At 64.7% G+C, this 20,277-nt stretch carries 17 protein-coding genes; 12 read left to right on the top strand and 5 right to left on the bottom strand.

Annotated elements, in window-relative coordinates:
* Nucleotide 1 precedes the first annotated feature (1 nt).
* The 3 genes from galU to ACZ0AJ_RS10130 are packed head-to-tail and all read left to right on the top strand — an operon-like array spanning nucleotide 2 to nucleotide 1,913.
* The gene (gene galU / locus ACZ0AJ_RS10140) at nucleotides 2–895 is read left to right on the top strand and encodes a UTP--glucose-1-phosphate uridylyltransferase GalU (RefSeq protein WP_499454285.1); all 894 of its coding nucleotides are present in this window, start codon (nucleotides 2–4) and stop codon (nucleotides 893–895) included.
* The gene (gene def, locus ACZ0AJ_RS10135; RefSeq protein ID WP_499454284.1) at nucleotides 892–1,428 is read left to right on the top strand and encodes a peptide deformylase; all 537 of its coding nucleotides are present in this window, start codon (nucleotides 892–894) and stop codon (nucleotides 1,426–1,428) included. The genes galU and def overlap by 4 nt, the downstream gene beginning before the upstream one ends.
* Nucleotides 1,428–1,913 carry a hypothetical protein gene (locus ACZ0AJ_RS10130; RefSeq protein WP_499454282.1) on the top strand — a complete coding sequence of 162 codons (486 nt, stop codon included), beginning with the start codon at nucleotides 1,428–1,430 and terminating at the stop codon, nucleotides 1,911–1,913. Before def ends, ACZ0AJ_RS10130 begins: the two co-directional genes overlap by 1 nt.
* A gap of 183 nt (nucleotides 1,914–2,096) precedes the next feature.
* On the opposite strand, the gene ACZ0AJ_RS10125 is transcribed toward ACZ0AJ_RS10130, so the two are convergent.
* On the bottom strand, nucleotides 2,097–3,893 hold the full coding sequence (locus ACZ0AJ_RS10125; protein ID WP_499454704.1) for a DUF885 domain-containing protein: 1,797 nt from the start codon (nucleotides 3,891–3,893) through the stop codon (nucleotides 2,097–2,099).
* A 324-nt stretch (nucleotides 3,894–4,217) separates the two neighbouring features.
* On the opposite strand from ACZ0AJ_RS10125, the gene ACZ0AJ_RS10120 reads away from it, so the two are divergent.
* The 5 genes from ACZ0AJ_RS10120 (at nucleotide 4,218) to ACZ0AJ_RS10100 (ending at nucleotide 9,165) form a co-directional block, all read left to right on the top strand.
* The gene (locus tag ACZ0AJ_RS10120) at nucleotides 4,218–4,601 is read left to right on the top strand and encodes a hypothetical protein (protein ID WP_499454702.1); all 384 of its coding nucleotides are present in this window, start codon (nucleotides 4,218–4,220) and stop codon (nucleotides 4,599–4,601) included.
* The gene (locus ACZ0AJ_RS10115; RefSeq protein WP_499454275.1) at nucleotides 4,601–6,067 is read left to right on the top strand and encodes an ATPase domain-containing protein; all 1,467 of its coding nucleotides are present in this window, start codon (nucleotides 4,601–4,603) and stop codon (nucleotides 6,065–6,067) included. The genes ACZ0AJ_RS10120 and ACZ0AJ_RS10115 overlap by 1 nt, the downstream gene beginning before the upstream one ends.
* Entirely contained in the window at nucleotides 6,068–7,372 is a 1,305-nt protein-coding gene (locus ACZ0AJ_RS10110; RefSeq protein WP_499454274.1) for a hybrid sensor histidine kinase/response regulator, read from the top strand.
* A 106-nt stretch (nucleotides 7,373–7,478) separates the two neighbouring features.
* Nucleotides 7,479–8,012, top strand: coding sequence for a TetR/AcrR family transcriptional regulator (locus ACZ0AJ_RS10105; RefSeq protein ID WP_499454699.1), 534 nt, complete (start codon nucleotides 7,479–7,481; stop codon nucleotides 8,010–8,012).
* Nucleotides 8,002–9,165, top strand: coding sequence for an MFS transporter (locus ACZ0AJ_RS10100; protein ID WP_499454270.1), 1,164 nt, complete (start codon nucleotides 8,002–8,004; stop codon nucleotides 9,163–9,165). The genes ACZ0AJ_RS10105 and ACZ0AJ_RS10100 overlap by 11 nt, the downstream gene beginning before the upstream one ends.
* A gap of 55 nt (nucleotides 9,166–9,220) precedes the next feature.
* On the opposite strand, the gene ACZ0AJ_RS10095 is transcribed toward ACZ0AJ_RS10100, so the two are convergent.
* Together ACZ0AJ_RS10095 and ACZ0AJ_RS10090 are read right to left on the bottom strand one after the other, a co-directional pair.
* On the bottom strand, nucleotides 9,221–10,588 hold the full coding sequence (locus ACZ0AJ_RS10095; protein WP_499454269.1) for a serine hydrolase domain-containing protein: 1,368 nt from the start codon (nucleotides 10,586–10,588) through the stop codon (nucleotides 9,221–9,223).
* A 224-nt stretch (nucleotides 10,589–10,812) separates the two neighbouring features.
* The gene (locus tag ACZ0AJ_RS10090; protein WP_499454267.1) at nucleotides 10,813–11,289 is read right to left on the bottom strand and encodes a VOC family protein; all 477 of its coding nucleotides are present in this window, start codon (nucleotides 11,287–11,289) and stop codon (nucleotides 10,813–10,815) included.
* A 181-nt stretch (nucleotides 11,290–11,470) separates the two neighbouring features.
* Here ACZ0AJ_RS10090 and ACZ0AJ_RS10085 point away from each other — a divergent pair, with 181 nt between their 5' ends.
* A complete protein-coding gene (locus ACZ0AJ_RS10085; protein WP_499454266.1) occupies nucleotides 11,471–12,388 on the top strand; it encodes a LysR family transcriptional regulator in 918 nt (305 codons plus the stop codon).
* A gap of 13 nt (nucleotides 12,389–12,401) precedes the next feature.
* Here the strand turns inward: ACZ0AJ_RS10085 and ACZ0AJ_RS10080 are convergent, their stop codons facing one another.
* Both ACZ0AJ_RS10080 and ACZ0AJ_RS10075 read right to left on the bottom strand, forming a co-directional pair.
* Entirely contained in the window at nucleotides 12,402–13,598 is a 1,197-nt protein-coding gene (locus tag ACZ0AJ_RS10080) for a pyridoxal phosphate-dependent aminotransferase (RefSeq protein WP_499454265.1), read from the bottom strand.
* A gap of 46 nt (nucleotides 13,599–13,644) precedes the next feature.
* Nucleotides 13,645–15,147, bottom strand: a complete 1,503-nt coding sequence (locus ACZ0AJ_RS10075; protein ID WP_499454263.1) for a peptide MFS transporter — start codon at nucleotides 15,145–15,147, stop codon at nucleotides 13,645–13,647.
* A 203-nt stretch (nucleotides 15,148–15,350) separates the two neighbouring features.
* Between ACZ0AJ_RS10075 and ACZ0AJ_RS10070 the strand changes: the two genes are divergently transcribed.
* The 3 genes from ACZ0AJ_RS10070 (at nucleotide 15,351) to ACZ0AJ_RS10060 (ending at nucleotide 20,276) form a co-directional block, all read left to right on the top strand.
* The gene (locus ACZ0AJ_RS10070; protein ID WP_499454261.1) at nucleotides 15,351–16,583 is read left to right on the top strand and encodes a beta propeller repeat protein; all 1,233 of its coding nucleotides are present in this window, start codon (nucleotides 15,351–15,353) and stop codon (nucleotides 16,581–16,583) included.
* A 107-nt stretch (nucleotides 16,584–16,690) separates the two neighbouring features.
* A complete protein-coding gene (locus ACZ0AJ_RS10065) occupies nucleotides 16,691–19,111 on the top strand; it encodes a glycoside hydrolase family 31 protein (RefSeq protein WP_499454260.1) in 2,421 nt (806 codons plus the stop codon).
* 85 nt (nucleotides 19,112–19,196) lie between these two features.
* The gene (locus ACZ0AJ_RS10060; RefSeq protein WP_499454259.1) at nucleotides 19,197–20,276 is read left to right on the top strand and encodes a catalase family protein; all 1,080 of its coding nucleotides are present in this window, start codon (nucleotides 19,197–19,199) and stop codon (nucleotides 20,274–20,276) included.
* The last annotated feature ends 1 nt before the right edge of the window (nucleotide 20,277 follow it).

Raw genomic sequence — 20,277 nt, 5'->3', positions numbered from 1 at the left:
GATGACCCTGATCCGCAAAGCCGTATTTCCTGTCGCCGGTCTTGGCAGCCGCTTCCTGCCCGCGACCAAGGCGCAGCCGAAGGAAATGCTGCCGATCGTCGACAAGCCGCTGATCCAGTACGCGGTCGAAGAGGCGGTCGCTGCCGGCATCACGGAGCTGATCTTCATCACGGGCCGCAACAAGCGCGCGATCGAAGACCATTTCGACACCGCCTACGAATTAGAGGCCGAACTCGAAGCGGCCGGCAAGCAGAAGCTGCTCGAGACGGTGCGCAATGTCATTCCGAAGAACGTCAACTGCATCTACATCCGCCAGTCCTCGCCCCTGGGCCTGGGCCACGCGGTGCTGTGCGCGCGCCCGGTGGTGGGCAACGATCCCTTCGCCGTCCTGCTGGCCGACGACTTCATGGACACGGCCGACGGCCACAAGCCGGTGCTGGCGCAGATGACTGACCTCTACACGTATGAGCGCAGCAGCATCCTGGCGGTGCAGGACGTGCCGCGCGAGCAGACGCGCCAGTACGGGATGGTCAGCGCCGCGCCATACCGCCCAAACCTCGAACTGGTGTCCGGCATCGTCGAAAAACCGCAGCCCGCCGATGCGCCGTCGACGTTGGCCGTCGTGGGCCGCTACGTGCTGTCGGCATCGATCTTCAGCTACCTCGAGACGATCGGCAAGGGCGCCGGCGGCGAAATCCAGCTCACCGACGGCATCGCCGCGCTGATGCAGGCCGAGCGCGTGCTGGCCTACCGCTACGCCGGCCAGCGCTACGACTGCGGCTCGAAACTCGGCTACCTGCAGGCGATGACGGCCATGGGCCTGAAACACCCCGAGACCGCCGAAGGTTTTCGCGCGTCCCTGACCGCGCTGCTGGCCGGGGAGGGAGCGCAATGACCGTACGAACCATCCTGCGCATGGGCGATCCGCGCCTGCTGCGCGTGGCCCCGCCGGTCACGCACTTTGATACGCCCGAGTTGCACACGCTGGTGGCGGACATGTTCGAGACCATGCATGCGGCCAAAGGCGTGGGCCTGGCCGCGCCGCAGATCGGCATCGACCTGCAACTGGTGGTCTTCGGCTTCGCCAGCAACCAGCGCTATCCGGACGCGCCGCCCGTGCCCGAGACCGTGTTGATCAATCCCGTGCTCACGCCGATCGGCGAGGCGATGGAAGAGGGCGTTGAAGGCTGCCTGTCAATACCGGGCCTGCGCGGCAGCGTACCCCGCTACACGCGCCTGCATTACGAAGGCTTCGACCAGTTCGGCAAGCGCATTGCCGTCGACGCCGAAGGATTCCATGCGCGCGTCGTGCAGCATGAAGTGGATCACCTTCTGGGCATCCTGTACCCATCGCGTATCCGCGACTTCAACCGCTTCGGTTTCACCGACGTGATGTTCCCCGACCTTGAAACGAAAGCGGCCACTTGATGCGCACCCTTTATTTGCTGGCGCTGCTGAGCGCAGCACCGCTGGCGCATGGCGCCGACTTCTTCACGAAGATCGACCCGGCACCAAAAAGCGAGTTGTGGATCGACACGGGCTTTTACACGGCCCACTTCGACGGCGACAAGGACCTGAACAATAACAACAAGGGCCTGGCGCTCGAGTACCGCTTCAGCGGCACGCTGGCCGCCACCGGCGGGCGCTTCTATAACAGCGACCGCGCCTGGTCGAACTACGCCGGCGTGATCTGGCAGCCGTACGCGGTGGGACCGGTGCGCGTGGGTCTGGCACTGGCGGCGTTCGACGGCTACCCGAAGACGCGCGACGGCGGCTGGTTCCCGGGCGTGATTCCCACGCTGACCTACGAGTACGAGCGCGTGGGCGTGAATGTCGGGATCATCCCGAACTACAAAGACCGCCTGTACGGCGGGATCTCGTTTCAGCTCAAATTCAAGCTGTTCCAGCGATAAATGCAAAAGCGGGGGTCAGGTCTGACATTCGGACACGATCTCGACAGTTAGGTAGCCGGAACTAGCTCGCCGGGTGATGCTAGCACCAGGCAAGACACTAATCGACGTGGCTAAAGCCGAGGCCGTGTCTGAATGTCAGACCTGACCCCGGCTGTGCCATTCACGCGTTCAATGCCAGAGCGGTCAGCTTTCCTTCGGATACGGACTCGGTCCGCCATCAGCGATGAACGCATCGATCCTCTGCTGCAGCACCGGCAGCGGCACCGATCCCATATGCAGCACGGTATCGTGGAAGTTGCGGATATCGAACTTCGGCCCCAGCGCCTTTTCGGCCCGCGCGCGTGCTTCCTGGATTGCCATCTGGCCCAGGTAGTACGACAGCGCCTGGCCCGGCCATGAGATGTAGCGATCGACCTCGGTCTCGACTTCGTGCTTCGACAGCGCCGTGTTCTCCATCAGGTAGGCCTGCGCCTGTTCGCGCGTCCAGCCCTTGGCATGCACGCCCGTGTCGACGACGAGGCGTGATGCGCGCCAGGCCTGGTAGCTGAGCATCCCGAAGACTTCATACGGCGTCTCGTAGATCCCCATTTCGGCGCCCAGGCGCTCGGTGTACAGCGCCCACCCTTCGCCATAGGCCGAGATGTACGCACGGCGGAACGGCGGCACGCCTTTCTGTTCCTGCGCCAGCGGAATCTGGAACGCGTGACCGGGCGCCGATTCATGCAGCGTCAAGGCCGGCAGGCTGTAGAGCGGGCGCGCCGGCAGGTTATACGTGTTCACCCAATACATGCCTGGACCGCCCCGGCCCGCCGTCCAGAACGGCGCCTGGTCGTCCGGCACCGGCACGATCGCAAAGCGCCGGCGCGGCAGGTGGCCGAAATACTGGTCGGCCTTGGCATCGAAGCGCTTGGCGGTCCACGCCGCACTCTTGAGCAGCTCGGCCGGCGTCTTGGCGTAGAACTGCGGATCGGTGCGCAGGAATTGCAGGAAGGCTTGCAGGTCGCCCTTGAACCCGACCTGCTGCATGATGGCGTGCATCTCGGCGCGGATCTTGGCCATCTCGGCCAGGCCGATTGCGTGAATCTGGTCAGCCGTCAGGCTGGTCGTCGTGAATTCGACGATCTTCGACTGGTAGTAATCCTTCCCGCCCGGCATGTCCTGGGCGGCCAGCGTGGTGCGTGCTTTCGGCACGTATTCGTCGCGGAAGAACGCAAGCGTCTTTGCGTGCGCCGGCTGCACCTTGTCGGCGATGATGGCGACGGCCTGGCGGCGCAGCGCTTCCTGCTCGGCCGCAGGCATGGTTGACGGCATCTCCTTGAACGGGCCGTAGAACACGGTGTCCTGCGGCGTCTTGGCCTCGGTCACCGACAGCAATGTGCTTTCACGGCCGGCCAGCGTGACTTTGGGCGGCGTGAAGCCGCGCGCGAGGCCCGCGCGCATATTGCCGATCTCTTCGTCGAAGTAGGCGGGGATGCCTTCAAGCTGATCGAGGTAGTTTCGATAGGCCTGCGTGGTCTTGAGCGGGCGGCGCGCGCCGTAGGTGACGCCGGTCCAGAATGCGCTGTCGGCATTGACCGGCTGCTCGAACTCGCGAAACACCTGGGCGTCGTGCAGCGACGCGATCTGCGCGCGGTAGACGGCGAAGTTGATGCGCTCGGCGGGCGACAGGCTGGCAGGCTTGATCGCATCGAGCTGTTTCAGGATGCCGGCCCAGTAGACGCGGCGCGCTTCCTGCGCCGGCGCATCGACCCGGGCGAAGCCGCGGCTGGCGTCCGGCGCGTCGTCATCGCGTTCGAGCTTTTCGGCGACGCGCCACTTCCATTCCCGCGTGTAGATGTCCTTGAAGCGCGCATCGGCTGGCGTGGCCTGCGCGGTTTTGCCCGCTGCCGGCGCTGCCGCAACCGACGCTGCTGGCGCCATGGCCAACCCCATTACCACGAAGGCCGTCGAGATGACGGCGCTGAGCTTCTTCTTTTCCATTGAATCCCAATCCATGAGTGTGCATGATGCTCGGGAGCAGGTTCGCCCGGCGCATGCCATCTTAGCGGGGATTGTCGCGCATGCCTACTGCGGACGGGGACGTCGCCACTGCGTAAACACGCGATATTGACTGCCTGTTCGTGTCGCTTTCTCCCCCTTATTTACTTCACACTTTCAAGAGAAATTGTGAAAAGCCACGATATAATGTTGCCAACCTAATGCCGGGCAAGCGCACGACGCAAGCGTACGACGACTCCGCACCACACCGCAGCGTGCATGGACCTTTCATGATGATAACGGCCGCAATTGCTTTTCGATCCAGACATGATGACGAGTAAGGGTGATCCCGGCCGCTCTGTCGAGCACCTGTTACTCATCCAATCCTGGCGGCGCCTTGCCGACCAGTTGGGGCCGCTTATTGGCGACAACGGTTTCTGCGCGCTGTACGGCCGGGCCCTGCGCCTTGTCGGCCCCGATTACACATGGCTGGCCATGACTGCGCCGTGCAAGACCCGCGCCGCCCAAATTGACGCGCTGGACGACATGCTCGCCAGCGTCGCACCCGATCTCGCACAAGTGGCCCACGCGGCCCTGCTCCAGACGTTTACCGACTTGCTGGCGTCGCTGATCGGGCACGCACTTGCGCGGCGCGTGCTCGACGCCGCGACGGTTGACGGAGAAGAGAAGAAAGTACAGGAGCACAAGTAATGAGCGACAAAGTATCACTTGGGAAATTGAGCACTGGTGTGCAAGGGCTCGACGTCCTGCTCGGAGGCGGGCTGAGCGAGTTTTCGTTCAACCTGATCGCCGGGCCACCAGGTTCGGGCAAGACCACGCTCGCCCACCAGATGATGTTCTCGATCGCAACGCCCGAGCGGCGCGCGCTGTTCTTCACCGTGCTGGGCGAGCCGCCGCTGAAGATGCTGCGTTACCAGCAGCAGTACAGTTTCTTCGACATGCAGAAGGTTGGCACTGCGGTGCGCTACGTGAACCTGGCCGAAGACTTGCGCGCAGGCGACTTCAGCACCGTGCTGGCGCGCGTGATGAAAGAAGTCGAAGACTTCGCGCCGAGCCTCGTGTTCGTCGATTCGTTCCGCTCGGTCGCGCAGACGGCGCGCAGCGGCAACGAAGGCGTGGCCGACCTGCAGCACTTTATCCAGGATCTCGGCACGCGCATGACGAGCTGGCAAGCGACCACGTTCCTGATCGGCGAATATGCCAACAGCGATGTCGAAGCCAGTCCGATCATGACGGTGGCCGATGGCATGATCTCGCTGACACCCGTGCATGACGACAATTCGGTGGTGCGCAAGATGCGCGTGGTGAAGATGCGCGGCCAGGCCCACATGAACGGCTCGCACACCTTCCGTATCACCAGCGACGGCATCCGCGTCTACCCACGCATGCTGCCGCCACTGGCGCAGGACCATCACGACGGCGCGCCGACCGATCGCCATCACAGGCGCATTCCGACCGGTACGCGCGACCTCGACGTGCTGCTGCATGGCGGCCTGCCGCAGGGGCATTCGCTGATGGTCACCGGCCCCAGCGGCTGCGGCAAGACCATCCTGGCCACGCGCTTCCTGCAAGAGGGCGTGCATCATGGCGAAAAGGGCGTGGCCCTCTCGTTCGAGAAAGGCACATCGCGCCTGCGCAATGCCGAACTGGCCGCGATGGTGGACGCGGGCGACGTGGTGGTGCTCGAAAGCCGGATGATCGACCTGACGGTCGACGAGCTGCTCGAGGCGCTCAATGAAGCGATCGATCGTACCGGCGCGCGCCGGGTGGTGGTCGATTCGCTGTCCGAGCTGTCGCTGTACCTGGCGCCGGAAGGGCGCAACCAGTTACGCGCCACCGTGTTCCAGATGCTCACGTCGCTGGCCAAGCGCAACGTCACCGTGCTGGTCACGATGGGAATGGACGATGACTTCACCCACCTGCGCTTCAGCCAGGCCGAAGTGGCCTACCTGACCGATGCGATCGTCCTGATGCGCTTTGGCGAAAGCGCCGGCCAGCTGCGCCGGTTCATTTCGGTGGTCAAGGTGCGCGGCAGCAGCCATAGTCACGACCTGCGTGAATTCCATATCGACGATGCCGGCATCCACATCGATGCGATCAGTACCGCGCACGAGGGCGTCCTGCACGGGTTGCCGACCACGCGCGGCGCCACCTGAATGACGTCCATGCCGGCGCATCCGGGTACTAGGCCAGCCACGCCCGACGGCCACCTCGCGCAGCTTGAACGCGACAATGCGCGGCTGCGGCGCGAGCTCGATGCCAGCACCACGCTGGCCTTGAGCCTGCGCGAAGCCAACGAACACCTGGTGCTGGCGGCGGTCGACGCGCAGACGTCCCGCGACGACGCCGAAGACACCAACCGGCGCCAGAACGAATTCCTGGCCATGCTGGCGCACGAACTGCGCAACCCTTTGGTGCCGATCAGCGTATCGGCGGGCTTGCTCGAGCGCGGCCCCGTCGCGTCGTTACCGCTGGGGCGTCTCACGGCCGTCATCCAGCGCCAGGTCGACCATATGGCGCGCCTGCTCGACGACCTGCTCGACGCCGCGCGCCTGAGCAGCGGCAAGATCACGCTGGCGATCGAGCCGCTGCGCCTGGCCGAAGTGCTCGAACACGCGGCCGAGACGATCATGCCGCGCGTGCGCGAGCGCAGTCAGCGCCTGACGATCAACCACGACGAGCGCGATCCCGTTGTCGACGGCGACCGCGTGCGCCTGACGCAGGTCTTCACCAATCTGCTCAACAACGCCTCGAAGTACACGCAGGATGGCGGCCAGGTCACGGTCAGTGTGCGCTGCGACGACGGCATCGCGGTCACGATTGCCGACAACGGCGCCGGCATGTCGGATGAGACCATCGGGCGCGCATTCGAGCTGTTCACGCAGGGACCGCGCACGCTGGCCCGCTCCGAGGGCGGGCTGGGCGTGGGCCTGAACGTCGTGCGCAATCTGGTGAGCATGCATGGCGGCGGCGTGACTGCCGGCAGCGACGGCCCGGGGCAGGGCAGCACGTTCATCGTGCGTCTGCCGCAATCGTCGGCCGATGCCCCGTGTGCCCCCACCGCTGCACCGGTGCATACGGCCAGCGCCACGCGCCGCATCCTGGTCATCGAAGACAATGGCGACGCCGCCGACGTGCTGCGCATGCTGCTCGAGCTCGAGGGCCATCAGGTCGAGATCGCGGCCGAGGGGCACGCCGGCCTGGCACTCGCACTCGAAGGACGTTTCGACGCCATCGTCTGCGACATCGGCCTGCCCGGCATCGATGGCCTGGAGCTGATGACGCGCCTGCGCGCCGCGCAACCGGTCCCGCGGCCGCTGACCGTGGCGCTGTCCGGCTATGGCCAACCGAGCGACCGCGCACGCGCACTGGCCGCCGGGTTCGATCGGTATCTGGTCAAGCCGGTGGCGTCGGCTGCGCTGGTCGAAGCACTGGCTGGCCCGACGGCCGCCGCAGCGTAGGTCGCCTCAACCCTCCTTGCCTCACGCCACAAGTCACGTCGGGATCCTGTACGCTTGACATGTACAACGATCGTTGTACACTCGGGCCATGGACAAGAAAACTGATATGGCAGCAGCCGCAGCGCAGCTGTTCGCACGCGAAGGCTTGCGCGGCATTGGCGTCGATCACATTGGCGCCAGCGTCGGCGCCTCCACCCGTACGCTGTACAAGCACTTCGGTTCGCGTGACGGGCTGGTCATGGCAGCGCTCGAATCGCGGCATGCGGCGTTCATGGCTGTCTTGCACCGTGACGATGGCGAGGTCGGCACTGTCGAATCGCTGTTCGATACGCTGGAACAATGGTCGACCGAGTTTGGCGCATCCGGCTGCCTGCTGCTGCGTGCCGGTAGTGAATACCGGGGTGCGAACGACGACATCGTGGCCCTGGTGCGCCGGCAGAAAGAGGTGTTCTTCCAGGAGGTCGCCAGGCGCGTCAGTCACGCGCTGGGGCATGACGATCCGCTGCTGTCTTCCCAGATCTGGATCCTGTTCGAAGGCGCCACGGCCATCGCCAGTCTGGACAATACAGCGGTAATTCACGCTGCCAGGGCTGCCGCCGCCGCCCTGATGGCCCATGCAGGCAAGCACAGTGAAGCGTAACGTCAACCTGCTGGCAGCGGCTTTTGCGCTCACTGCCGTCTCTTATGGGCTCGCGCGCTTTGCCTTCGGGTTGCTGCTGCCAGAGATACGCACTGAACTCTCACTCGACATCGCCACCACGGGCTGGATTGGCAGCAGCGCGTTCGTCGCGTATTGCATTGGCGTGTGCATCACCTTCGCGTTGAACCGTGCGTGCCCGCCACGGGCGCTTGCCTTTGCCGCCGGATTGGCGTCGACCCTCGGCATGGTCATCATCACGTTGTCCACGAGCGGGATAGCCCTGGGACTGGGCGTCGCGCTGGCCGGCCTGAGTACCGGCCTGACCTCGCCACCACTGGCGACGGCGGTGTCATTGCAGTTTGACGATGCCCACCGGCCGAAGGCCAATGCCATCATCAATGCGGGCACCGCAGCGGGCATCGTATTTTCAGGCCTCGCGAGCCTGCTCGCATTCGGTGGCTGGCGTGAACTGTATATCCTGTTCTCTGTCATCAGCTGCGCCGTAGCGGTGTGGGTGTTGTATGCCGTGCCAGCGACGCACGAACGCACCGCGAGCGAGCCGATGTCATTCGCCATCTCATTCGCCATCTTCAAGCGCCCCGGCATGCTGGCGCTCTGCACGGGCAGCATTTTGATGGGCTTGTCGAGTACTGCAATCTGGACATTCGGCGGCAGCCTGCTGCGCGATGAATTCGACTTCACGCAAACCGATATCGCCTGGATCTGGGTGACGCTTGGCCTGGCCGGCGTGACTGGCGCGATGACGGGCGTCTTCGTGCAGCGGTTCGGCCTCGTGCGGGTTCATTGGGTTTCGCTGGCCGGGATGGCGGCGGGGATTGTTGGTCTGTCCTTCACGTCGGTCTCGGTGGCATTCGCCTTTGTCAGCGTGGCGCTGTTCGGCGCCTCGTATATCACGTCATCAGGCGCGTTTCTGATCCAGGGCATCCGGCTGCTTCCGGATAGGCCCGACCTGGGACTGGGTATGCCATTTTTGATCCTGGCATCAGGCCAGAGCGCGGGATCGCCATTATTTGGCGCATTGTTGAGCGGGTGGGGCGTGAGTGTTGCGTTGGCGGTGTTTGCGGGGGTGGCATTGCTGTCGGGTTGTATTCGTCCACGGCACTCTGCGGATAAGGCATTTGTTGCGCCTTGACGTTCATTCCTACACCCGGTGTGTGCCAATTCTGCGCTGTGTCCACGCCGCGAGGCTATTCCAGCGAGACTCCCAGTTGCTTGATCAGCCCGTCGCGGTCCTGGTCGAGCGCTACCAGCACGGTCTCGTTCTCGAACAGGAAACGGTAGCGCGCTTGCTTGCCGTTTCCTTCGTTGCTGCGTGCCAGCACATCGACGTTGCGCAATGGGCCGTAATCACGGAACTCGGTGGCGATCTGCGCGACCCATCGCCCGTTGAAGCGGCCGCGTTCGCTTTCTGACAGCCCTGCGGGAATCTGCCCGGCGGCCAGTTCGCCAATCACCTTGCGCGCACGGGCGGTATCGGCAGGCGCGCGGTCTGCGATGGCCGGCGGGCGCGGCGTTGCCAGTGCGGGCACGTAGTGTGCGGCAATCAGGTCAGCGATCTTGCCCTGGCGTGCTGCGGCCGAATTGGCCAGCACCACCACGGTAAGGCGGTCATCGGGGTAGCGCGCAAGCGCAGCCTTGAAGCCTTGCCAGGCGCCGCCATGCTGGACAACGCGGTGGCCCTGCTGGCTGCCCACGTACCAACCGAGGCCGTAAGGCGCACTGCTGCCGTCGTTCAGGCGTGCCGGGGTCCAGCTGGCGGCCTTGGCACGGGCGTCGAGGATGCTATCGCCGTCGAGCGCCATGCTCCAGCGCGCCAGGTCGCGCGCGCTCAGCTGGATCGTGCCATCCGCAGTCCGGTTCAGGCTGGGGGCCACCCAGCGCTGGTTTTGCAGCTTGCCGTCGATCCGCTCGTAACCCGCGGCGCGAGCCGGAACGATGTCCGATTCGCTGATCACGCCGGCAGTCGTCATGCCGAGCGGCATGAAGATGCGTTCTTTGAGCTGGTCGCCGAAATATTTACCGCCAACCCGGTTGCAAATGAAGCCGAGCAGGTGGTAGCCGGCATTGCTATATGCGAAGCGCTCGCCGGGAGCCGACAACAGGGGCAGGGACGCCTCCAGCGCGATCAGTTCATCGTCGCTGTAATCCTTGCGCAGGTCGATGCTTGTGTAGGGGTCGCCGAGGCCCGACGTGTGCGTGAGCAGGTGGCGAATCGTGATGCCCTTCCAGGCAGCTGGCGTGTTGTCAAGGTAGCGCGAGATCGGGGCGTCGAGTGTCAGCTTGCCGTCTTTCTCGAGCAGCAGCACCAGCGCAGCCGTGAACGTTTTGCCGGTCGAAGCGGACTGGAAAACGGTGCTTGGCGTGACCGGCACGCTGTGCTCCACGTTGGCCAAGCCATAGCCCCGTTCGTGCACGATCTTGCCATCCTTGACGACGACCACCGCCAGACCCGGCACCTGGCGGGCCAGCATCATGCGTTCAATGGCAGCGTCGAGGGCGTCGGCATGGACTGTGCCGGCCGAGAAAGCGGCCAGCAGGGCGAGTGAAATCGACATGCGCATTGTGCATTTACCTCTCTGAGTGGAAACCGCTGGCATTACAAGCGGCATGGAATGACACCAATGGGACGCCTTTTGGAGATGGCATGATACGGGATGCACGTACCGGACTGCTGGCTTTATCAACGATGGCCGCGACTAATGCCGCGCCAGCGGCTGATGTAGTCGATTGTGTACCTGCCGGCGACGTCAGTGCACGTCGGGCTATTTTGCTGTTCAGGCTAACTGGCAGCTGTAATGTTCAGAAGCGGTTGCGTCAGTTCGATCAGGTTACCCCATGGATCGCTGAAAAACGCGAAACGCAGCGCCAGTCCGGACGCGTCCCGCGGTTCGCTGACAATCCTCACGTCACGACGTCTCAGTTCACCGATCGCGACATCGACATCCTCAACGCGCAGGCACAGATGGTGCCATCCGGCGACTGCATGGGTGTCGATCAGCTGGTCGTACTCGGGACGCGGTGCGCAGCCGGGACCGGCAATCAACTCGATGCGAAAACTGTCGTCAGCAGCAGGGGCAAGAAAAGCCAGTGTCTTTTCACCCAGTGCCATCGTGCAGATCAGGCGGAAGTCGAGCGTGCCGGTGTACCAGGCTGCAGCGGCTTCAAAGTCCGGCACGCGCAGTCCGACATGGTCGCCTCGCCATGAGGTGAACGGGCTGGTTGAGGTAGGCGACACGAGGTCGTTGTATGCTGGCATGGGGTTCTTTCAAAAGGTCGCAAGCAAATCGGCCAGAAGAACGGCACTACTTATGCGTTCTCTCCAGCGATCACTGGGCGCCTGGATACGCCGCCTGTCGAGTGGTCGTATCCGGCGCAAACCAGTGTAGAAGCGGCCAGCCAGTTTGATAAGACGGCAGTTTCAGAATAGACTGATCGCCATGAAGAACAATCGCGAGCCATCCCTGGACGATCTTGCCGTGTTTCTTGCGGTGTGCGATGCGAAGGGATTCCGGGCCGCCGCCAAACGCCTGGGACTGGCGCCGTCGAATGTCAGCGACACCATCACGCGTCTGGAAAAGCAGCTTGGCTTGCCCCTCCTGACCCGCAACACGCGCAGCGTGACGCCAACCGAAGCAGGGCGCGAACTGGAAGGCCGCCTGAGCCCCTTGTTGTCGCAGACGCGCGCCGCCCTGCAAGAGATCAGCACCGCGTCGACGTCAGTGACCGGATTACTGAAACTGAACGTGGCCGGTTCGGTCATGGTCGACATCCTGCCGCCGCTGATCGATCGCTTTCTTGCCGCGCACCCTGCCGTACGTGTCGAACTGGTCGTGGACGACCGGCTGACCGATACGATTGCGCAGGGTTGTGCTGCCGGCATCCGCTATCCCGAACATCTTGCAAAGGACATGATCGCGGTGCCCATCGGGCCGCGCTACCAGGAGCTGGCGCTGGCCGCGGCGCCATCGTATCTGCACGCGCACGGCTACCCCGCGCATCCCCGCGACGTCATGGCGCATCAGTGCGTGCGTCTGCGCTTTGCCAGCGGCGCGCTCACTGCCTGGGACTTCGAGCGCGACGGCGAAAAAATCACCGTCGATCCGGCGAGCCGGTTGATCATCGGCGTCGATGCAGCCGCTGCCGGTATCGAACTGGCACGCGCCGGGCATGGATTGATCTGCACTTTCAGGAACTGGCTCGAGCCATATTTCGAGAACGGCAGTCTCGAGCCTGTCCTGCCAACGTGGTGGCAACGATTCGACGGCCCCAAGCTGTATTTCCCGAGCAGGCGCATGCCGGCGCCGCTGCGTGCCTTCATCGACCTGGTCGCAGCATCGCCGGTGGCCGAGGATTGACGGTGCCGGGCCTTCAGCGCCCCAGCTGACGCGCCAGCCGCGCCACCGCTTCCTCGATCCGCTCATACTTCGTCGCATACGAAAAGCGGACATGCCGCGCAGGTGCAGCCACGCCGAAATCATCACCGGGCACGATCGCCACATGCGCGTCATTGAGCAGCGCCATGCTGAGCGCCGCGCTGTCGCTGCGCAGCGGATGATCGAGCGCGGTAATGTCGGCGTACACGTAGAACGCGCCGTCAGGCATCACCGGCACCCCGAACCCGAGCTCACGCAAGGCAGGCACCAGATAGTCGCGGCGGCGCTGGAATTCCTGGCGGCGTGCTTCGAAGATCGCCAGCGCTTCGGGCTGGAAGCAGGCCAGCGCCGCATGCTGGGCGATCGTCGGCGCGCAGATGAACAGGTTCTGGGCGAGCTTTTCGAACACGGGCACCAGGCTGTCGGGCACCACGAGCCAGCCCAGGCGCCAGCCCGTCATGTTGAAGTATTTCGAGAAGCTGTTCACCGTGATCACATCCGGATCCAGCGCCAGCGCGCTGACCGGCACGTGGTCGTACGACAGGCCCTGGTAGATCTCGTCGACGATGGCGAAGCCGCCGCGCGCGCGCACGGCGGCGAGCATGTCGCGCAGCTGCGCCGGGGTCATCGACGTGCCCGTAGGGTTGGAGGGCGAGGCCACCAGCACGCCGCGCGTGCGCGCCGTCCAGCGTTCGTGCACATGGTGCGCACCGAGCTGGTAGCGGTCCTCGAACGAGGCCGGCACCAGGATCGGTGTGCCGCCGAAGCTGGTCACGAAATGGCGGTTGCACGGGTACGACGGGTCGGGCATCAGGACCTCGTCGCCCTGGCCGACCAGTGCGGCGCAGGCCAGCAGCAGGCCGGCCGAGGCGCCGGCGGTGATGACGATACGGCGCGGGTCGATGTCCAGGCCCTGCGTGGCGGCGTAGTGGCTTGAGATCGCGGCGCGCAGCTCGGGCAGGCCAAGCGACTCGGTGTATTGGGTGATGCCGCCGCGGATTGCGGCGACGGCCGCGTCGGCGACGATGTCGGGCGCCGTGAAATCGGGCTCGCCGACGCTCATGCTGATGATGTCGTGGCCCGCGCGCCGCAGCAGCGCGGCGGCCTTGACCATCTCCATGACGCGAAACGGTTCGATGGCGTGCACGCGCTGTGCGACCTGCAGGTTGGTGTCGAGAGGATTAAAAGACATGATGGCCGGACCGAAAAAGAAGCAATCCGGCCATCTTACAAGAACCCTAGCGGTGCGTGTGGTGCTCGGCCGTCAGGCGGCGCATCAAAGGCAGTGCGGCCAGCGCGATCAGCGTGCAGGCGATGGCGGCCAGGCCCAGCTTGTTGAACAGGCTCGTGTAGATCGGGAGCGTCTGCAGCGGGTCGGTCATCCCTTGCGGCACGCTGGCCATCGTGGCCACCAGGCCGCCCAGGTATTGCGAAATGCCGACCGCCACGAAGTAGGCGCCCATCATGAAGCCGCCCATCCGCGCCGGCACGTAGCGCGCGATCATGGCCAGTCCGAGGCCGCTCACCAGCAATTCGCCCAGCGAATACAGGCCGTAGCCCGCGATCATGATCCACGACGAGGTCAGGCCATTGACCGCGAAGGCGCCGGCGAAGCCGTACGTGAAGAAGCCCGCCGCGACGACGGCAAAGCCCAGCGCAAACTTGGCGGCGATCGACAGGTCGCGGCCCGCGTTGCTGGCGCGCGTGTAGACCCAGGCCAGCACGGGACTGAGCAGCATGATCCAGATGGCGTTGAGCGCCTGGAACTGCGCCGGCGACCAGGTGAACAGGTGGTTGCCGAACAGGCTGAAGTCCAGGTCGACGTTACGCAGCGCGAACAGCGACAGCGACGTCGACATCTGCTGGTAGAAGATGAAGAAGAAGACCGTCTGCAGCGTCAGCACGAGCGCGGCGACGAGGCCCGAGCGTTCGCTGGCCTGGCTGGTGCGGATCAGGTGGATGAAGATGCCCAGCACGACGAGGCCCGCCAGGTACACGAACAGGCGCGCAAGCCAGCCGTATTCGAGGATGAAGGCCGATGCGATCACGGCCAGCACGCCACCGCCCAGCACCAGCGCAAGCTTGCCCCAGTTGAGCGGCAAGTTATCCGGCGGCGAACCGATATGCCCGATCGTGCGGCGCAACAGGCCCACCGTGATCAGGCCCACCCACAGGCCGACGCTGCAGAATGCGAACGCCACGTGCCAGCCCAGTTCCCCGGCGTAGTTGGCGTTGACGTAGTCCTTGATGGCCGGCGTGGCCAGCATCGAGACCGTGGAGCCGACGTTGACGGCCATGTAGTAGATGGTGAAGGCGCTGTCGATCTTCGAGTCGTTGCCTTCGTAAATCTTGCGCACCAGGTTGGCGGTATTGGGCTTGAACAGGCCATTGCCGACGACGATTACGCCCAGCGCCGAAAACGTCAGCCAGGTATTGGTCGTCGGGATGCCCATCAGCGCGTAGCCGAGCGACAGAATGATGGCGCCGATCACCATCGAGCGGCGCGTGCCGAGCACCTTATCGCCGATCCAGCCGCCGATCGCCGGCGCGACGTAGATCAGGGCGGCGGCCGCGCCCCACACCAGCGTGGCGCGGGTGTCGTCAAACCCCAGGCGCTGCACCATGAAGTAGACGATCAGCGCCTGCATGCCGTAGTAGCCGAAGCGCTCCCACAGCTCGATCAGCGCGATCGTGGCGAATGAGCGGGTCTGGCTGACCGGGCGCCCGAGTGTCGTGTCCATACAAATCCTCTGCGACTGCGCCCCGGCCAGGCCGGCGCGCAAAATCCGACGATTCTATGCCATTTGGATGAAAGACGCATCGTCCGGCGCACTGCGCCGTGCTTACAGTTTCACGACAGTCGACGGACAATAAACCCGCAAGCGAGCGCCGGTGATTGCCTAGAATCGCGCACTGACAATATCTACAAGAGCCGGAGACTCGCATGACTGACCACACCAGCCCCATGGCCGTTCGCATCGCCTGCGCAGTGCTGCTCGGCGCCCTCGTCACCGCCTGCGGCGGCTCCGATAACGCCGCAGTGCCGGTCCCGCCACCGGTGGCCGTCACGCCGGTCGCCACAAAGCTCGACCTGCTGTCGTCCACCGCGCGCGCGATGGACACCGTCGTGTTCCGGGGCGACAGCGCCTACCTGTCGCTGGCCAACAGCGCGACCGAAGGCTCGGCTGTCCTGCGCACGGCGCTGCCTCTGACTGCCGCCTCGACCTGGCGCCCGGTGGATCTGGGCGGGTGCGCGATGGCGCCGGTCGGCGACTTCATCGGGCGTTCGCCGAAGATCAAGCTGGTGGGGCAGGACGTGTGGCTGATGCAGCCGTGGGCCGATACGCCCGCCACCAGCAATGAGCACTCGACCTGCTCGTTGGGTCCAACCGCCACCAGCTTCGCGCCGCGCGACCAGGATCTGCGCACCTGCAACGACGACTTCTGCGAGACGCTGTCGATGCAGGACCTGAAACTGGCCGGCAACCGCCTCTACAGCAACGCGGGCGGCGGCAACAACCTGCTCACCTCAAGCGATGGCGGCGCGACCTGGCAAGTGATCCGGGGCTCGAAGGATTCGCAGATGTGCTACGCGACCAAGTTCCACGTGCTGGGCGAGCGTGTGCTGGTCGGCGGCGAGTGCCCGCTCGACATGGCCTTCGTCGAAGCGTATCGCCTCTCCGCAGACGGCGGCGCGCTGGCGGGCGACGCCAAGCTGCCATTGACCTTGCCCGAGCTGGAAAACCGCAATGTCCAGTTCATCGAACCGGTGCCGGGCACCGAGATCGTCTACGTCGGTGTCGAAGGCGGCCTGCTGCGCAGCCTGGACAATGGCCGCAGCTTCCGGTTCGTACTGCACGAGCCGCTGACCAGTGCCAAAAGCTATCCGTACATCGGCGCCTTCCTGCCGCTGCGCGACAAGCCGGGCACGCTGGTCATCGGCGGCTTCGACAAACTGCATGGCCGGCCGTATCTCGCCTGGTCGGACGACAGCGGCAACTCGTGGAAGGACATCTCGGCGCTGGTGCCGGGCTTCGACAAGAAGTCTGACGACGAATTCTCGACGCCGTCGGTGTCGGCGCTGAGCCAGGATCCGCAGGGCCGCATCATCGTCGTGACCAACGAGCGCGCCGATGGCCAGGGCCGCCTGATGCTGCTGACGCTCGGCATCCGCTAAGGGGCGAATGGTCTTCAGGTTTCATGTAGGGGGAGGCTGTTGGTGGCGGCCGAATTCTGTCATGCTTCGGCTGCAGCCGCACAACCTGACATAACGACAACCACGCCATGACAACAGCCACGATCGCCCGCCTTGCCCTGTGCATCACCGCACTCCCACTGGCCACCAGCACGTTCGCGTTCGCGCAGAACGCCGAGCGCCAGTTCAAGAGCGTCACGCAGAACGGCAACACGCTCGAGATCGCGACGGCCGACGGGCGCTACCTGATCAAGCCGTATTCGAGCGCGATCGTCGAGACCACCTTCATCCCGAACGGCGAACAGCTGGACCCGGCCTCGCATGCGGTGATCCTGGCCCCGGTCCAGGCCCCGGCGACCTTCAAGGACGACGGCGCGCGCATCACCTACGCCACTGACGGCATCGCAGTCACGATCGAGCGCAAGCCTTTTCGCATCGCATATACGTACAAGGGCAAGCCGCTGGTGGCCGAGAAACGTGGCTTTGGCCGCGTCGACGGCATGGACACCATCGAATTCGGGCTTGACGACGGCGAGGCGCTGTACGGCGGCGGGGCGCGTGCGCTCGGCATGAACCGGCGCGGCAACCGCCTGCGCCTGTACAACAAGGCCGACTATGGCTACGCCGAACGCTCCGAGCTGCTCAACTTCACGATTCCGGTGGCGCTGTCGTCAAAAAAATACGCGATCCACTTCGACAATCCGCAGGTCGGCTGGCTCGATTTCGACAGCCGCAAGGATGGCACGCTGCGCTATGAAGTCATCGGCGGGCGCAAAACGTACCAGGTCGTCGCGGGCGAGACCTGGGACGCCGTCATGACCGGCTACACCGACCTGACGGGCCGCCAGCCACTGCCACCGCGCTGGGCCTTCGGTAACTTCGCCAGCCGCTTCGGCTACAAGACCGAGGCCGAGACACGCGCCATCGTCGACAAGTTCGCGCAAGAGAAGATTCCGCTCGACGCCGTCGTGCTCGACCTGTACTGGTTCGGCAAGACGGTGCAGGGCACGATGGGCAATATGGACTGGGACCGCGACACGTTCCCGCACGCCGAAAAAATGATGGCCGACTTCAAGGCCAGGGGCGTCAAGACGGTCGTCATCACCGAACCGTTCGTGCTGACCACGTCCAAGCGCTGGCAGGAAGCGGTCGACAAGAACGTGCTGGCGCTGGACAGCGCCGGCAAGCCGGCCACGTATGACTTCTACTTCGGTAACACGGGCCTGATCGACCTGTACAAAAAGGAAGGGCGCGACTGGTGGTGGAACATCTACCGCGACCTGAAAAAGGGCGGCGTCACGGGCTGGTGGGGCGACCTGGGCGAGCCGGAACTGCATCCGTCGAACCTGGTGCACGGCACGGGCACGGCGGACCAGGTCCACAATATCTACGGTCACGACTGGGCGCGCCTGATCGCGGAAGGCTACGGGCGTGAATTCCCGGCCGAGCGCCCGTTCATCCTGATGCGCGCCGGTTACTCGGGCTCGCAGCGCTTCGGCATGATCCCGTGGTCGGGTGACGTCAGCCGCAGCTGGGGCGGCCTGCAGTCGCAGATGGAAATCTCGCTGCAGATGGGCATGCAGGGCCTGGCCTACATGCACTCGGACCTGGGCGGCTTTGCCGGTGCGGTGCTCGACGACGAACTGTACGTGCGCTGGCTGCAGTACGGCGTGTTCCAGCCGATCTTCCGCCCGCATGCGCAAGAGGCGGTGGCGTCCGAACCGGTGCTGCGCTCGGAACGCACCAAGGTGCTGGCGCGCGAAGCGGTATGGCTGCGCTACGCGATGCTGCCGTATAACTACACGATCGCCTTCGACAACCAGCAGACCGGCATGCCGTTGATGCGCCCCCTGATGTTCGTCGAGACCGATCCGGCCCAGCCGATCGAGCGCTCGTCGACCTATCTGTGGGGCCCGGATTTCCTCGTCACGCCGATCGTCAAGCCGGGCGCCACGCGCGCCGAGGTGTACTTCCCGACCACGGGCAGCGTGTGGTTCGACTTCCATACGGGCCAGGCGCACAAGGGCGGCATCCTGGAAACCGTGCGCCCGGTCGACGCCAATATCCCCGTCTATGTGCGTGCCGGCGCGTTCGTGCCGATGGCGAAGGTGGTCCAGACCACGCGCGACTACACGGGCCGTCAGATCGATCTGCACTACTACCACGATGCGTCGGTCAAGTCCTCCAGCGGCAAGCTGTATGACGACGATGGCGAGACGGCCGGCGCCTTCGCCGCGGGCAAGTACGAGATCGTGCGCTTTGCCAGCCGCCTGGGCGAAGCAGATGGCAAGGCGCAGCTCGAGATCGGCTTTGCCACTGAAACCGGTAAGGCGATGACCGCCGTCCCACGGGGCTTTTCGCTGAAGGTGCACAACGTGGCGGCTAAACCGCGGGCGGTGACCGTCGACGGACGCGCTGTGCGCTTCGTGTTCAACGCCCAGCAGCACCTGCTGGAAGTGCCTGTCGCGGCCAAAGCCGCCCAGGCGGCGCAGGTGATCGTCACGTTGTAACGGCGCGTGGTCGGGACGGTGCTCTGGCGAACATCGCGCATGGGCGAAGTTCGCTACATTGGAGGCTTCATTTCAGGAGCCCCCCATGACGACCACCGCACCAGCCAATCCCCTTGTATTTCGCAGCGAGTTCGAACACGTCGGCCTCGACGAATCCGAGACCATCCACGCGCTGCAAACCGTGTTTGCCAATATGGCCAAGAAGGTGGCGGATGCCGAAGGCCACGCCAGCCGCGCCGTCCACGCCAAGGGCCACGCCCTGGTGCGCGGCAAGCTGACCGTGCTGGACAACCTGCCGCCGCAACTGGCCCAGGGCCTGTTCGGCAAGGCCGGCACCTATGACGTGCTGCTGCGATGGTCATCGCCACCGGCCGAGCAGCTGCCAGATGGCGTTTCGACCCACCGCGCGGTGGCGATGAAAGTGCTGAACGTGCCGGGCGAGCGCTTCGACTCGGCCAAGAGCGGCAACTCGCAGGACTTCCTGATGGTGAATGGGCCGGTGTTCTCGGCGCCCGATCCGCAGGGTTTCCTCAAGAGCGTGAAGATGCTGGCAGCGACGACCAACGCGTCCGAGACCGGCAAAAAGATCATCTCGGCCGTGCTGCGCACCGCCGAAAACGCGCTGGAAGCGGTCGGTGGCGAGAGCGGCATGCTCAAGGCGCTGGGCGGCGAGCCGCAGCACCATCCGCTGGGCGAAACCTACTTCAGCCAGACGCCGTACCTGTACGGCCAGTACATGGCCAAGCTGTCGCTGGCGCCCGTGGCGCCTGAACTGCTGGCGCTCGATGGCGCATCGATCAAGACCGAGGACGACGCGCAGCGTCACGCGATTGGCTCGCACTTCGCATCGCAGGGCGGCGAGTGGGAACTGCGCGTGCAGTTGAACGTCGATGTCGAGAAGATGCCGATCGAGGATGCCTCGGTCGAATGGCCACAGGAACTGAGCCCGTTCATCGCCGTGGCGCGCGTGCGCCTGGCCCCGCAAACGAGCTGGGACGCGTCGCTGGAAAAGCTGGAAGACGAAATCGCCTACGACCAGTGGAACTGCCTCGTCGAGCACCGCCCGCTCGGGTCAGTCAACCGCGCGCGGCGCCAGGTGATGGCCACGTCGCGCGAATTCCGCTCGGAGTTCAACCGCTGCCCGATCCACGAGCCGTCGGCATAAC

This window comes from Telluria sp. AC161 (assembly GCF_979258535.1).
The sequence above is the reverse complement of the archived record's forward strand: the minus strand, read 5'-3'. Positions and strand labels throughout refer to the sequence as shown.

Coding starts and splice junctions, on each gene's coding strand:
- ACZ0AJ_RS10120 (WP_499454702.1), top strand. CDS start 4,218: ATGATGACGAGTAAGGGTGATCCCGGCCGCTCTGTCGAGCACCTGTTA.
- ACZ0AJ_RS10110 (WP_499454274.1), top strand. CDS start 6,068: ATGACGTCCATGCCGGCGCATCCGGGTACTAGGCCAGCCACGCCCGAC.
- ACZ0AJ_RS10125 (WP_499454704.1), bottom strand. CDS start 3,893: ATGGAAAAGAAGAAGCTCAGCGCCGTCATCTCGACGGCCTTCGTGGTA.
- ACZ0AJ_RS10080 (WP_499454265.1), bottom strand. CDS start 13,598: ATGTCTTTTAATCCTCTCGACACCAACCTGCAGGTCGCACAGCGCGTG.
- ACZ0AJ_RS10085 (WP_499454266.1), top strand. CDS start 11,471: ATGAAGAACAATCGCGAGCCATCCCTGGACGATCTTGCCGTGTTTCTT.
- ACZ0AJ_RS10075 (WP_499454263.1), bottom strand. CDS start 15,147: ATGGACACGACACTCGGGCGCCCGGTCAGCCAGACCCGCTCATTCGCC.
- ACZ0AJ_RS10060 (WP_499454259.1), top strand. CDS start 19,197: ATGACGACCACCGCACCAGCCAATCCCCTTGTATTTCGCAGCGAGTTC.
- ACZ0AJ_RS10070 (WP_499454261.1), top strand. CDS start 15,351: ATGACTGACCACACCAGCCCCATGGCCGTTCGCATCGCCTGCGCAGTG.
- ACZ0AJ_RS10065 (WP_499454260.1), top strand. CDS start 16,691: ATGACAACAGCCACGATCGCCCGCCTTGCCCTGTGCATCACCGCACTC.
- ACZ0AJ_RS10090 (WP_499454267.1), bottom strand. CDS start 11,289: ATGCCAGCATACAACGACCTCGTGTCGCCTACCTCAACCAGCCCGTTC.
- def (WP_499454284.1), top strand. CDS start 892: ATGACCGTACGAACCATCCTGCGCATGGGCGATCCGCGCCTGCTGCGC.
- ACZ0AJ_RS10095 (WP_499454269.1), bottom strand. CDS start 10,588: ATGTCGATTTCACTCGCCCTGCTGGCCGCTTTCTCGGCCGGCACAGTC.
- ACZ0AJ_RS10130 (WP_499454282.1), top strand. CDS start 1,428: ATGCGCACCCTTTATTTGCTGGCGCTGCTGAGCGCAGCACCGCTGGCG.
- galU (WP_499454285.1), top strand. CDS start 2: ATGACCCTGATCCGCAAAGCCGTATTTCCTGTCGCCGGTCTTGGCAGC.
- ACZ0AJ_RS10105 (WP_499454699.1), top strand. CDS start 7,479: ATGGCAGCAGCCGCAGCGCAGCTGTTCGCACGCGAAGGCTTGCGCGGC.
- ACZ0AJ_RS10115 (WP_499454275.1), top strand. CDS start 4,601: ATGAGCGACAAAGTATCACTTGGGAAATTGAGCACTGGTGTGCAAGGG.